The 12,955-nt window shown below is 67.1% G+C and carries 12 protein-coding genes and 1 tRNA gene; 3 read left to right on the top strand and 10 right to left on the bottom strand.

The features are described 5' to 3' along the window. Nucleotides 1–93: 93 nt before the first annotated feature. From IEW15_RS23540 to IEW15_RS23570, 7 genes are all read right to left on the bottom strand, one after another. Entirely contained in the window at nt 94–543 is a 450-nt protein-coding gene (locus tag IEW15_RS23540) for an MgtC/SapB family protein (protein WP_188582651.1), read from the bottom strand. A gap of 7 nt (nt 544–550) precedes the next feature. Beyond that, on the bottom strand, nt 551–1,570 hold the full coding sequence (locus tag IEW15_RS23545) for a DMT family transporter (protein WP_188582653.1): 1,020 nt from the start codon (nt 1,568–1,570) through the stop codon (nt 551–553). 87 nt (nt 1,571–1,657) lie between these two features. Next, entirely contained in the window at nt 1,658–2,494 is an 837-nt protein-coding gene (locus tag IEW15_RS23550; RefSeq protein WP_188582655.1) for an alpha/beta fold hydrolase, read from the bottom strand. Nucleotides 2,495–2,585: 91 nt separating this feature from the next. Then, the gene (locus tag IEW15_RS23555) at nt 2,586–4,049 is read right to left on the bottom strand and encodes an RsmB/NOP family class I SAM-dependent RNA methyltransferase (RefSeq protein WP_188582657.1); all 1,464 of its coding nucleotides are present in this window, start codon (nt 4,047–4,049) and stop codon (nt 2,586–2,588) included. Nucleotides 4,050–4,203: 154 nt separating this feature from the next. Beyond that, nucleotides 4,204–5,661 carry an IMP dehydrogenase gene (gene guaB / locus IEW15_RS23560; RefSeq protein ID WP_188582659.1) on the bottom strand — a complete coding sequence of 486 codons (1,458 nt, stop codon included), beginning with the start codon at nt 5,659–5,661 and terminating at the stop codon, nt 4,204–4,206. Nucleotides 5,662–5,925: 264 nt separating this feature from the next. After that, the gene (locus tag IEW15_RS23565) at nt 5,926–6,744 is read right to left on the bottom strand and encodes an RlmE family RNA methyltransferase (protein WP_188582661.1); all 819 of its coding nucleotides are present in this window, start codon (nt 6,742–6,744) and stop codon (nt 5,926–5,928) included. A gap of 25 nt (nt 6,745–6,769) precedes the next feature. Further along, nucleotides 6,770–7,987, bottom strand: a complete 1,218-nt coding sequence (locus tag IEW15_RS23570; protein WP_229708610.1) for a Ppx/GppA phosphatase family protein — start codon at nt 7,985–7,987, stop codon at nt 6,770–6,772. Nucleotides 7,988–8,486: 499 nt separating this feature from the next. On the opposite strand from IEW15_RS23570, the gene IEW15_RS23575 reads away from it, so the two are divergent. Beyond that, nucleotides 8,487–8,560 (top strand) — tRNA-Gln (locus IEW15_RS23575). Nucleotides 8,561–8,671: 111 nt separating this feature from the next. On the opposite strand, the gene IEW15_RS23580 is transcribed toward IEW15_RS23575, so the two are convergent. Together IEW15_RS23580 and vapB are read right to left on the bottom strand one after the other, a co-directional pair. Continuing rightward, on the bottom strand, nt 8,672–9,091 hold the full coding sequence (locus tag IEW15_RS23580; protein ID WP_188582662.1) for a type II toxin-antitoxin system VapC family toxin: 420 nt from the start codon (nt 9,089–9,091) through the stop codon (nt 8,672–8,674). Further along, nucleotides 9,091–9,339: a type II toxin-antitoxin system VapB family antitoxin gene (gene vapB, locus IEW15_RS23585; RefSeq protein WP_188582664.1), complete on the bottom strand. Its 249-nt coding sequence runs from the start codon at nt 9,337–9,339 to the stop codon at nt 9,091–9,093. Before vapB ends, IEW15_RS23580 begins: the two co-directional genes overlap by 1 nt. 227 nt (nt 9,340–9,566) lie before the next feature. On the opposite strand from vapB, the gene IEW15_RS23590 reads away from it, so the two are divergent. Continuing rightward, nucleotides 9,567–10,403, top strand: a complete 837-nt coding sequence (locus IEW15_RS23590; protein WP_188582666.1) for a thioesterase II family protein — start codon at nt 9,567–9,569, stop codon at nt 10,401–10,403. Between the two features lie 50 nt (nt 10,404–10,453). Here the strand turns inward: IEW15_RS23590 and IEW15_RS23595 are convergent, their stop codons facing one another. Next, complete coding sequence (locus tag IEW15_RS23595; protein ID WP_188582668.1) at nt 10,454–12,220, bottom strand: AMP-binding protein; 1,767 nt, start codon at nt 12,218–12,220, stop codon at nt 10,454–10,456. 365 nt (nt 12,221–12,585) lie between these two features. Between IEW15_RS23595 and IEW15_RS23600 the strand changes: the two genes are divergently transcribed. Beyond that, nucleotides 12,586–12,918 carry a cysteine hydrolase family protein gene (locus IEW15_RS23600; protein ID WP_188582670.1) on the top strand — a complete coding sequence of 111 codons (333 nt, stop codon included), beginning with the start codon at nt 12,586–12,588 and terminating at the stop codon, nt 12,916–12,918. Nucleotides 12,919–12,955: the final 37 nt, after the last annotated feature.

Consider the following 12,955-nt stretch of genomic DNA (forward strand, 5'->3'; position numbering starts at 1 on the left):
GCCAGGCGCAAACTTGCTACGTGGGACACACAATACCTCATGGCGGCTCTGCAAGCGCGTTAACCTGGACTCGTTGCCCTGTGAGCGGCTGTGTCACCCATCCCCCTTCTCGCTGCCGGGAATGAAGCGTTCCAGCACCCGGACCAGGGTGACGATGACCACGCCGAAGCCCACGCCCACCGCCACCAGCACCATCTGCCCGGCCCCGGCGGCGATGCCGATCGCCGCAGCCAACCAGATATTGGCAGCCGATGTCAGGTTATGGACCGAGGTCTTCGATACCACAATGGCGCCAGCGGCAACGAAGCCGATCGCCTGCGCCAGCCCTTGAACGACACGCAACGGGTCGACATCGGCCCGGCCGTCAGTGCGCATGTCATTATACAGCATCAGCGCCGAGACCGTGATCAGGGCTGAACTCATCGCCACCAGCGCATGGGTGCGGATGCCCGCCGAGACGCCGCGCAATTCGCGGTCCAGACCCAGAAGCAGGCCGGCGCCGGTCGCGACGCCCAGACGGATCACAATCTCCATGGTCTCCATGAGATGGTTACTCCCCGGCCTTGCGATCTGACGCCCGAGCCATGCGGGCATGTTCCCAGCCGATCATCAGCACGCTGGCGAAGACGATCGCAAAGCCCACCAGATGGATAACGCGGAACGGCTCTCCCAGCAGCACATAGGACAGGATCAGCGCCGATGCCGGCATCAGCCCCATGAAACCGGCCGCCACCGCCCCCGGCGCCCGGGCCACGCCCGCATACCAGAGCCAGCTGCCGAGTGCGAGCGTGCCGGCCCCGTACCACAGCACCGCCAGCCACGCGCCGGTCGAGACCTGCTCCGGCTGGAAACCCGGCCACTGCCACACTGCCAGCAGCACGAAGGCCGGCAGCGAGATCAGCGCCGCCAATGCCGCGACCAGCACAGGATCGATCCGGCTGGAGGCACGTTTGCCAAGCAGGGTATAGGCGGCTTCGGAGCACACCGCCGCAAAGATCAGGCTGGCGCCCAGCCATTGGCCACCAGCGCCCGACGCTGCGCCATCCGCTCCGCCGCCGCCGGTGCCGCCGCCATCGGCCGATCCCAGTTGCAGCACCAGCACACCAGCCACCGCCAATGCGATGCCGCCAAGGATGCGCCAGCCGGCGCGTTCGCGCAGAAACAGGACCGATGCCGCGGCCGTCACGGCGGGGGTGGTGCTCATCACCACCGCACCGACCACGCCTGAAACCATTTTCATGCCATAGAGCATGAAGGCGGTGAAACCGAACATGCCGAACAACGCGATCAGCCCGATCAGGATCCAGCCCCGCCGGTCGATGGATGCGATGTCTTGCCGATGGCGCCACACCGCCGGCATCAGCACCAGCGCCCCGATCGCCACCCTCAGCGCGCCGCCCACGAACACCGGCATCGCGCCGGTGACGACCTTCGAGACCGGCGTCGCCGAGCCGAACAGCGTCATGCCCAAAGCGAGCTTCGCCAGCGTCGCGGCTTCGGCCCGCCCGGCATGGCCGGACGCCTCTCGGTCGGACAACTCGTGGTCTGGCGTTGGCCTGGCGCCCGCCATGGCCGGACCCTCCGTCATTGATGATCGCTCGACGGATCAACAGGCAGGCGGGCCGCTGGTTCCATGCTTTGTCATGATGGCGTCATGTCAGGCCGGCGCCAGGAAATCGGCCAGCACGGCGTTGAAGACCGACGGCGCCTCGATGAACGGGAAATGCGCGCCACCATCATGTTCATCGAATACGACCAGCGTGGCATTGGGGAGTTGGGTGCAGATCCATTCCTGCGACCGGACGCCGACATGGCTGACCCGGCCGGCGATCACCAGCACCGGCCGGTCGATGCGGGGAAACAGGTCGCGCCAGTCGATCGAGCAATGATCGACGAACAGCGACGCGATGCTGCGGGCATCCGGCCGGCAGTTTTCGTCCAGCAGAAAGCGGCGCAGATCCGAGGCGATGCCCTCGGTGATCATGCCGTCGAGGAAGGCTTCACGGGCGATGTGGCTTTCAGGACCGGCAAGCTGGGCGGCAATGGTGACCATGGTCGCCGCGTCGAACAGGGCGCCGGCATCGGCCATGTCGTCGTCGGCCATGTCGGGCTGGCGCATAACCGACGCCGGCTCATCCACAAAGATGCAGCGGTCGATCGCGGCGGTGCCGTAAATGTCGATATAGGCCCACAGCACCGAGGCGCCCATCGACCAGCCCAGCATCGTCGCCCGGCTGATCCGCTCCTGCGCCATCAGTTCGGCGATATCGGCGGCGAAGCGATAGATGCGATGACCATGCGCCGCATCCGGCGACGTGCCATGCCCCCGGAAATCCGGCGCAATCACCCGCCGGGTCCGGCTGAATTCGGCGATCTGGTGACGGAACATGGCGGCAGACTGCGACCAGCCATGCAGAAGGATCAGAACCTCGCCGGCACCGTCGTCGACATAGCTGATCCGGGCGCCGTCTGATGTCAGCAGCGTCTTGTTCATGATGGTCTCCCCCCGTTATCGCCAATAGGGCGCCCATTATCCTACGGGCGCCCTATATCGGCAGACAAGCGGAGCAGACTGGCAGTATGCCCTAACGTGCGGCGTCGCCGTCGATGTCGTCGGCATCGATGCCGTCATCGATGTCTTCACCGTCCATGATGTCTTCACCGTCCATATCGTCGTCGCCATCGACGTCGATCTCGTCGACATCGTCGCGGCGACGACGCGGCGGCTCGGTGCCCTCAGGATCGGCGATACGTTCGAAGGCAACGGCGAAGAAGCCGTCGGTGCCATGTGCGGCAGGGTCCAGCGCCATTTCGGGGCCGGCGAGACCGAGCCCGGCCGCCAGATCGGCCGGCAGGATCTCACGCGCGTCGAGCTGGCGGAATTCCGTGGCATGGCTGTCGAGGAAACGGGCGAGTTGGGCCTCGTTCTCTTCGGGCAGCAGCGAACAGGTGGCATAGACCAGCCGGCCGCCGGTCTTCACCAGCCGGGCGGCACTGTCCAGGATGCGGGCCTGAAGGTCGACCAGTTCGGTGATGGTCTGCTCGGTCAGCTTCCACTTCGCATCGGGCGAGCGGCGCCAGGTGCCGGAACCGGTGCAGGGGGCATCGACCAGCACCCGGTCGAATTTCAGCTTGTGGCGGCGCACCCAGGAGTCGCGCTCATGCTTCAGCGTGCGACGCTCGATATTATGAGCCCCTGCCCGGCGCATGCGGTCGGACATCCGCTCAAGCCGCGCCTCCGACACGTCGAGCGCCATGATCCGGCCCTTATTGGCCATGGTCGCGGCCATGGCAAGCGTCTTGCCGCCGGCGCCGGCGCAGAAATCCGCCACCTGATCGCCGGGCTTGGCATCGACCAGCAGCGCCACCAGCTGCGAGCCCTCGTCCTGCACTTCCGCGAGGCCGTTGCTGAAGGCGCGGGTATGGAAGATCGGCATCCGCCGTTCCAGCCGCAGACCCATGGGCGAGAATGGCGTCGGTTCGGCGATCACGCCTTCCTTGGCCAGCATGGTGCGCACGGTCTCGCGGTCGACCTTCAGCAGATTGGCGCGCAGATCGACCGGCGCCGGCGCGTTCATCGCCTCGCCCACCGCATCCAGCCGGTCGCCGAACCGCGCGATCAGCCGGTCCAGCGCCATGCCGGGCAGATTGAGGCGCACGGCACGGGGCTGGATGTCGGATTCCAGGGCCTGACCATGCAGCGCCTGCACCGCCATCCGCTCGATATCCGACAGCCGCGAGGGGCCATGGGTCGAGCCGTCGAACAGCTCCGGCATCTCGTTGCCGGTGCGATGGTCGATCAGCATCAGGCAGACGATGACCAGACTGCGCGGCTTCGCCGGCAGGCCGGCGCGCGACGCCCACCATTCCAGGCGCTGCTTTTCGCGCAGGCAGGCATAGACCGCCTCGACGATCCAGCCGCGATCCTTCGAGCCGACATAGCGGCGGCCACGCAGCCAATGGGCGATCACCTGATCGGCCGGACGGGTTTCACGCAGGATCACGTCCAGAAGCTCGATCGCGGCATCGACGCGGGCAGCGGGTGTCATGGGCGGTCAGGCTCCTGAACGGGTCCGACGGGCGGACAGATAGGATGGAGGGCAGAGGAATAACATGGCAACAGCCGGTTCGGTAACAAGTCAGGGCGGGCGCCCGGCCAGGCACCCGCCCCGTCAGTCCGGATCAGGCCGGATGAACGCGTCGTCAGGCCTGACGATAATTCGGCGCCTCACGGGTGACGGTCACGTCATGGACATGGCTTTCGCGCAAGCCCGCGCCGCTGATCCGCACGAATTCGGCGCGGTCCTGAAGGTCGGCGATGGTGCGGCCACCGGTATAGCCCATGGCCGCGCGCAGGCCGCCGACCAGTTGATGGACCACGCCGGCCACCGGGCCCTTGTAGGGCACCATGCCTTCGACGCCTTCCGGCACCAGCTTCAGCGTGTCCTTGATTTCCTGCTGGAAATAGCGATCGGCCGAACCGCGGGCCATGGCGCCCACCGAGCCCATGCCGCGATACGACTTGTAGGACCGGCCCTGATACAGCACCACTTCGCCCGGTGCCTCGTCGGTGCCGGCGAGCAGCGAGCCCATCATCGCGGCATTGGCGCCGGCGGCCAGCGCCTTGGCCAGATCACCCGAAAACTTGATGCCGCCATCGGCGATCAGCGGCACGCCGTGCTTCCGCGCCACGGCTGCGCAATCCATGATCGCGGTCAACTGCGGCACGCCCACACCAGCCACAACGCGGGTGGTGCAGATCGAGCCCGGACCGATGCCGACCTTCACGGCGTCGGCACCGGCGGCGATCAGCGCTTCCGCGGCCGCACCGGTCGCGATATTGCCCGCCACCACGTCGAAGCTGCCCGCCATCTGGCGCACGCGGCGGACCGCATCGACCACGCCGCGGCTGTGGCCGTGGGCGGTATCGACCACCAGCAGATCGACGCCGGCAGCGATCAGCGCCTCGGCCCGCGCGGCACCGTCGGCGCCGACACCGATCGCGGCACCGACCCGCAAACGGCCCTGATCGTCCTTGCAGGCATTCGGGAAGGCCTGCGCCTTCTCGATGTCCTTCACCGTCATCAGACCGACGCAGCGGTACTGGTCGTCGACGACGATCAGCTTCTCGATCCGATAGCGGTGCAGCAGGCGCTTGGCCTCTTCCCGGCTGACGCCCTCGGTCACCGTGATCAGGTTCTCGCGGGTCATCAATTCGTGGATCGGCTGGCGCGGGTCGGTCGCGAAGCGGACATCGCGGTTGGTGAGGATACCAACCAGCTTGCCCGAGGCCTCGGTCACCGGAATGCCGCTGATCTTGTGGCGGATCATCAGCTCATGGGCATCGGCCAGACGCGCATCCGGGCGAATGGTCACCGGGTTGACGACGATGCCGGCCTCGAACTTCTTCACCTTGGCCACCTCGCCGGCCTGGGCGTCGATGTCGAGGTTCTTGTGCACCACGCCAAGCCCGCCAAGCTGCGCCATGGCGATGGCGAGGCCGCTTTCCGTCACCGTGTCCATGGCGGCGGAGACCAGGGGAATGCCGAGTTCGATGTTGCGGGTGAGCCGGGTCGTGGTCTGCACCTGGGCGGGCAGGACATCCGACTCGGCAGGCACGAGCAGGACATCGTCGAAGGTCAGGGCTTCGCGGATCGTCATCGGTCTGGGCCTCACGTTCTCGGGCCTTGGACGCCGGGCCGGCGCCTGGGATGGCAACCGGCCTGACGGGTACGCGGAAAACCCGGACCGAAAAGGATCGGGCCGAGTGCGGCGGGTGAACAGCGCGTACCGTGTATGGGCGCGCAATATACACCGATGCGCCCGCGCATGAAGCCGGTTTCTGCGGGCATGAACGCAGGGCCGCCCCTCGCCGGCTGCATGCGGGCCAGAGCGACGCCCGGATGCAGCCCGCCGGCCATGGGGTCAGTCGGTCGCGTCGGGTCTCATCCGGTGGTCTTCACCGCTCTGCACGCGCGCCCGCTCGGCGGCGGCGGCTTCGGTCCGGAAGCCCTGGGCGACGACATACATTTCCGAACTTTCCGCCCGGCTGGATGGCGGCTTCATATGGCGCACGGTCCGGAACAGGCGCTGCATGCGCTTCACAAGCTCGCCTTCCGCACCGCCACGGAACACCTTGGCGACGAAGGCGCCATCCTCGCTCAACACGTCGGTCGCGAAATCGAGGCCGATTTCAAGAAGATGCATGATCCGCAGATGGTCGACCTGCTGATGGCCGCTGGTCGGCGGGGCCATGTCCGAGAGCACGACATCGGCGGGGCCGCCCAGCGCCTGCTTCAGCACATCCGGCGCGGTGGGATCGAGAAAATCGAGTTCGATCAGCGTTGCATGCTCGATCGGCTCGACCGGCAGGATGTCGATGCCGACCACGCGGCCACCACCGGCGCGGCCGGCCCGGGTGCGGTCGACCGCGATCTGCGTCCAGCCGCCGGGGGCGGCACCGAGATCGACCACCCGCTGGCCCGGGCGCAGCAGGCCATATTTCTCGTCGAGTTGAATGATCTTGAAGGCGGCGCGAGACCGGTAGCCCTCGCGCTTCGCCGCCGCCACGTATGGGTCGTTCAACTGCCGTTCCAGCCAGCGCGCCGATGAGGCGGTGCGCTTGCTGTTGGTCCGCACCCGCTGCTTGACGATGCGCTGGCCCGCGATCGGGTCGCCACCGCGCCCGCCGCCCCGGCCGGCACCACCGCCGCGGCCACCGCGTCCGCTCTTGCCCGTGGTCATCGCGTCATCTCTCCAATTCCGGCGGTCACGTCCGCCGACCGCCGCCGCCACGCCGGTCGGGCCTGCGACGGCTGGACCGGTGAGCCGCGATCATCTCGTACAACATGCCTTCGCGCAGGCCGCGATCGGCGACGGTCAACCCGGTGACCGGAAAGGCATCGCACACCCCTTCCAGGATCGCCGCCCCCGGCACCACCAGATCGGCCCGCGACCGCCCGACACAAGGATGGCGCCCACGATCGGCCAGATCCATGGCCCGCAGGCGTTCCGCCGTCTCGCGGATGCCGGCCACCGTCACCTGCCGGCCATCGACCCGGCCACGATCATAGCTCGCCAGATCGAAATGCACCCCGGCCAGCGTGGTCAGGGTGCCGCTGGTGCCGACCAGTTGCACGGCACCAGCCGCGATATGGTCGCCAACCGCCACCCGCGCCGCCAGATCGACCAACCGCCCCGACACCTCGGCCCGCATCGCGCGATAGGTCGCGGCTGGCACATCGCCACCACCGAAGCGGTCGGCCATGGTCACCACGCCCAGCGGCAGCGACACCCAGTCGATCCGGCGCAGGCCATCGGCCAGGCTGTCATCGGGTTCGATCACGGTCAACTCGGTCGACCCGCCACCGATATCGACCACGATCACCCGTCGTGCCTGCCGGTCGATCAGCGGCGCGCAACCGATCACCGCCAGCCGCGCTTCCTCGTCCGCCGGAATGATCTCAAGCTCCAGCCCGGCCTCACTGGCAACGCGGGCGCGAAAGACGTCGGCATTGCCGGCACGGCGGCAGGCCTCGGTCGCCACCAGCCGCACGCCGGCCAGCGGCCAGCGGCGCAGCTTGGCGCCGCAGACCTTCAGCGCCCGCACGGTGCGGTCGATGGCGGCATCCAGCAGCATGCCGCTTGCCTCGACGCCTTCCCCCAGGCGGGTGATGCGCGAAAAACTGTCCAGCACGACGAAATCGTCGCCAGACGGCCGGGCGATCAGCAGGCGGCAGTTGTTGGTGCCAAGATCCAGCGCCGCGAAGGGCGGCGACGGATTGTGATGGGGCACGGAAACCTGTGCCGCCGTTGGAACCGGCGAGGTCACCGGCGCCGGTATCGCCGCGGCGGGCCGTGCCGGCACCGATGCATGCGGGCGCACCGCAGCCGCCGGCACAGCGGCTGCGGTGTCTGGATCGTCGGGTGCACCGGCGCCGGCCCCGGGCAGCGCCGATGGCGGCCGGCTCTGGTCAGCAGCCGTCACGGCGGCTGCGGCAGCACCTGCCGGCTTTCGGCGGCCGCGACGCGATCGCCGCCGCCGCCGCCAGCGCGTCGCGGCACGGTCCTCTGGATCTTGCGTCACTGGTCATCCCGTCCGCGGGCACCGGAAACCTCCCGCACCCACGCCGTTCAACTAAAAACTCATCACCGTCGCCCCGGATGGGGAGACTGTCTCAAGTCTGGTTCTAACGCCTTTCCCCCGGCTTTGAAAGCATTGCGGCGGTGATTGTCCCGAACGGCCACGGCGCCAGCCGGACCTGTCGGCCCATCGGTGCGGGGGACCGCGGAACGGCACCACCATCGCCGGCGCGGCCCTGATTGTGGGGCATCATGAAAATGCCGAAAGGCGCCTTGACATCCCCAAACAGTCTTATTAGTTTCCGCCACACGACGCGGGGCACTGAACATTGCCCGGCGCCACCGCAACACCGGGCACGGCCGCAACACTCGGCATAACCTGTGTTTCGATGGCGCAGTCCTGATGGGGGATCGTCTAGCGGTAGGACTACGGACTCTGACTCCGTCAACCTAGGTTCGAATCCTAGTCCCCCAGCCAGTTCGTGAAAGGCCCGGTTCTTCGGAACCGGGCCTTTTGCATGTCGGCCGGTGTTTGCAGCATCATGAACGCCATTCGACTGGTTGATTCGGCTGATCATGGCCGCTGGGCTCATTTTGTCGCCCAGTCCTCTATCTTCAGCCCCTCGACCCGCGCGAACTCGCGGGTTTTGTTCGTCACCAGCACGCATTCCAACGCCCGCGCATGGCCCGCAATCATGATGTCATTGCCGCCGATGGGCGTGCCCTTCGCGGCAAGACCCTGCTTGACGAGCGTGGCGTGTTCCGCAGCCCCCGCGTCCCATGGCAGGATAGCGGAGAGACGGGCAACGAAAGCTTCCACCAGCCGCGCATGACGGGGGGAGGCGTTGCGGCCGACGGTGCCGAGCAACATTTCGTAGTAGGTGATGACCGAAATGACGATCTGATGCTGGCTTGCTGCCACCTCTTGCAAACGTTCAAGAACGGAGACCGGACGCTCGCGCATGATGAAGGAGCAGATATTGGTGTCGAGCATATAGACGGCAGACATCAATGCTCTCCATTTTCATCAAGAGAGAAACGCCCCTCTTCGATGAGGTCGGGCCGCTCGCTGAGGAAATCCGCATCCGCGACCGGTTCCTGGGCGAGCGAAAGCCAGTCGGGCCGGACTGGACGCAGCAGGATGGTATCGCCCTCTCGTTCGATGGTCAGCTCCGTCACCCCGTGGAACTCGAAATCCTTGGGTAAGCGGATCGCCTGGTTACGGTTGTTGCGAAAGATGGACACGGTACGGGCCATAGGGCACCTCCATGGTGGAGAGACCATGTTGGCATATGCTGAACATATGTCAATCTGCATCGCCACGTCGCAGCGCGTTCAGGCGCCGCCGCATCCTCCAAGACCACCAACCAGCGCGCAAAAGGCCCGGTTCTTCGGAACCGGGCCTTTTGCATGTTCATCGATGTTTGCGGCATCATGAACGCCGTCGCCGTCTGGCCGGCCGCGCTTCGTCAAGGTGTCCGCCGATGATCTCACTCCGTCCGCCGCGCAATACCTGGTCCCGGATCGATCCGGCGGGATGGCTGGTCGGCACCGCGCGTGCCGGGGCGGCGGGCGATGCCGCGACATCCGGCTTCCGGTTGATCTGCTACCCCCATGCCGGCGGCAGCACCGCCGCCTTCAGGCCCTGGCAGGTTGTGGCCGGCGATGCCGCGGCACTGGCGGTGCTGCAGATGCCGGGCCGCGACCAGCGGCTGACCGAGGCGCCGACGGTCTCGATCGCGGCGGTTGCCGATGCCGTGGCGTCGGTCCTGACCGATCCCGAGACCGGCGGCGCGACATCACCCGTCGTGCTCTATGGCCACAGCATGGGCACGCTGGTGGCGCTGGAGGTGGCACACCGGCTGGTGGCGGCGGGGCAACCGCCGCTACTGCTGGTGCTGGGCGCGCGGGTGCCACCGCATCTGTCCACCCCGGCCGCGCGCATGCTGGATCTGGACGATGACGCGTTCTTCGACGGGCTCGACCGCGCCTATGGCGGCACGCCGGTGACGGTGCGCAACGACCCCTCGATGCGCCAGCACTATATCCGGATCATGCGGGGCGATTTCAGGTTGAGCGCCGACTATATCACCGACTTTGCCGCCATCAGCGCCGGGCGCCCGCCCCTGCCCTGCCCGCTGCTCGCGTTCTCAGGCGACGCCGACCGCGCAGCGCCGGCCACAGCCATGGCGGAATGGCGCGGCTACGGCGCCGCCGGCTTCAATCAGGTCACCCTGCCCGGCGGCCACTTTTTCGCGATCGAGCGGCCACGCCCGGTGGTCAGCCGGATCATCGCCGCCGCCACGCGCCTGATCGGCTGACAGTTGGGTTTCGTCGGCAAGCCCGGATGTCCGTCAAGCCCGTATGTCCGTCAAGCCCGGGCGCGCTGCTCGGCAGCCGCCTGCGTCGCCGCCCATTTGGCGCGCTCTTCCGCGACCAGTTCCTTCTTCGACAGCTTGCCGACCGGCGTCTTGGGCAGGTCGTCGCGATATTCCACCGCCGCCGGCAGTTCATGACGGCCGATCTTGTCGGTCAGGAAATCCCTCAGCGCATCGAGCGAGAGTTCGTCGGCGCCGTCCTTCAGCTTGATGAAGGCCTTGGCCGCCTGCCCGCGATAGCTGTCGGGCACGCCGATCACGATCACCTCGGCAACCGAGGGATGTTCGTAGATCGCCTCCTCGATCACGCGGGGATAGACGTTGAAGCCGCCCGACAGGATCATGTCCTTCTTGCGGTCGACCAGGAACAGATAGCCCTTCTCGTCCATATAGCCGACATCGCCGGTGTGGAAGCGGCCGCCGGCAAAGGCGTCCTCGGTCGCCTCGGGCCGCTTCCAATAGCCCTTCATCACATTCGGGCCACGGATGCACAACTCGCCGGTCTCGCCCGGCGGCAGCAGCTTCAGCGGGTCGTTGAGGTCGACGATTTCGAGGATCAGCCCCGGCAGCGGCAGGCCGCAGGATCCACGCGGCGCACGATACCCCTCGATCATCGGGCTGCCGGTGCCGGCGGGCGAGGTTTCGGTCATGCCCCAGCCTTCCAGCACCGGAATGCCGGTCGCGCGCTCGAACGCCTCCCGCACCTCGACCGGCAGCGGCGCACCACCAGACGCACAACTGCGCAGACAGGACAGATCGGCGGTCTTGAACTGCGGCAGACCCATCAGGGCGGTGTACATGGTGGGCACGCCGGGGAAGATCGTCACCTTGCGGTCGACCAGATCCTTCAGCACGGTCGCCGCGTCGAAGCGCGGATGCAGAACGACATGCCAGCCGCAATCGACCGAACGCAGGAAGCACGGCGACAGCGCATAGATGTGGAACAGCGGCAGGACCAGCAACATGGTTTCGTCGCCGACCTTCAGGATCGGCTCGTCGCCCGTCATGGTCCAGGCGTTCTGCATTTCGGTGGAGATGACCAGATTGCTGTGGGTCAGCATCGCCGCCTTCGGCACGCCGGTGGTGCCGCCGGTATATTGCAGCACCGCGACCTCGTTCACCGGGTCGGCGACATCGACCGGGGTGATCGGATCGGAGCAGGCCAGCAGATCCTGAAGGTCGTGGATATGGGGATCATCACCGCCGGGCCAGGGCAGCGGGCCGTCGCCCGGCAGGGCGTCGGCGCGCCGCGCCATGACAAGATCGGTGACATCGGTCTCGGCCAGCAGCTTCAGCGCCGTGTCGGCAAAGGGCGGCAGGGCCAGCGTCACCAACACCGACACCTCGCCATCCTCGATCTTGTGACGCAGTTCGCGCGGGGCGTCGAGCGGGCTCATATTCACCACCCGCGCGCCCAGCTTCAACGCGCCGAAGAACATGATCGGGTAGACCGGCGTGTTGGGCAGATACAGGCCGACCTGCCGGCCGGGGCCCACCCCCAGCCGCCGGAGCCCGGCGGCTGCACGATCCGACAGCCGGTCGATATCGTCATAGGTGAAGGTGGCATCGCCAAACGACACCAGCGGCTGCGGGCCGTATTTCGCCACCGCGCCGGCCAACAGACCGGTCACCGACCGCGGCTTCAGCGGCAGCCGCCAGGTCACGCCCGGCGGATAGGACCCGGCCCAATAGGGCTCGGCATCATGTTCGACGCTCGTGTTGGCGCTGATGGCCTCACGCGGGCTGGATGACTGCGGCATACGGCATTTCCTCAAACGCGGGAATGCCCCCGGCCCTGCCCTCTGCCGGCATGGCCCGCAGCCTCCCGCATGACCGGCACGGCATCGTTCCGGTGGTCACCGCAGGCCGGGCGCGCAAAACCGCCAGGCCCTGCCGCGGATCACCGTCGGCCGTCGCCATTGTTCGTGCAAAACAGTGTTACCATCCGATGCCACACGCGCAATGGTCTTTTGATGCAGCACCGTTTCGTGGAATATGAAGCTGGCGTCTCTACCGCAAATGCGAAGAAAAACATCGCAGTGCACCAGAAACACCCTGCACCGGCATGACGCCCAACCCGCCGCCATAAGCCCGGCCCGCCGCCACCGGACGATGAGAGGATCTTGTGACCGACCGCCATTCGACCGTTCTGCTGGTGGTGGATGTGCAGGAAACCTTTGCCCCGCCCGCCAGCCTTGTCGCCTGTCTGACCGGCCTTGCCCGGCGCTATCCTTCCGTGGCGACCCTGGAGCTGCATGACGAGGACAAGGTGCCGTTCGCGGCCCAGATCGGCTGGACCCCGCGGCGCGCGGATCGCTGTCTGGTGCCGGTCGACCGGGTGTTCGTGAAGCATGGCTATCTGCCGCCGGAGGCGCTGATCGGCCATCTTCGGGCGCTGGCGCCAGCGCGGGTTCTAGCAGCCTGTCGGACTTTCCCCAGCGTGCGAGCGGTGCGATGATTCCGTTGGTTTCAACGGGATTGCGCGCTGATGGCCC

Source organism: Tistrella bauzanensis (genome assembly GCF_014636235.1).
Taxonomy (GTDB): Bacteria; Pseudomonadota; Alphaproteobacteria; order Tistrellales; family Tistrellaceae; genus Tistrella; species Tistrella bauzanensis.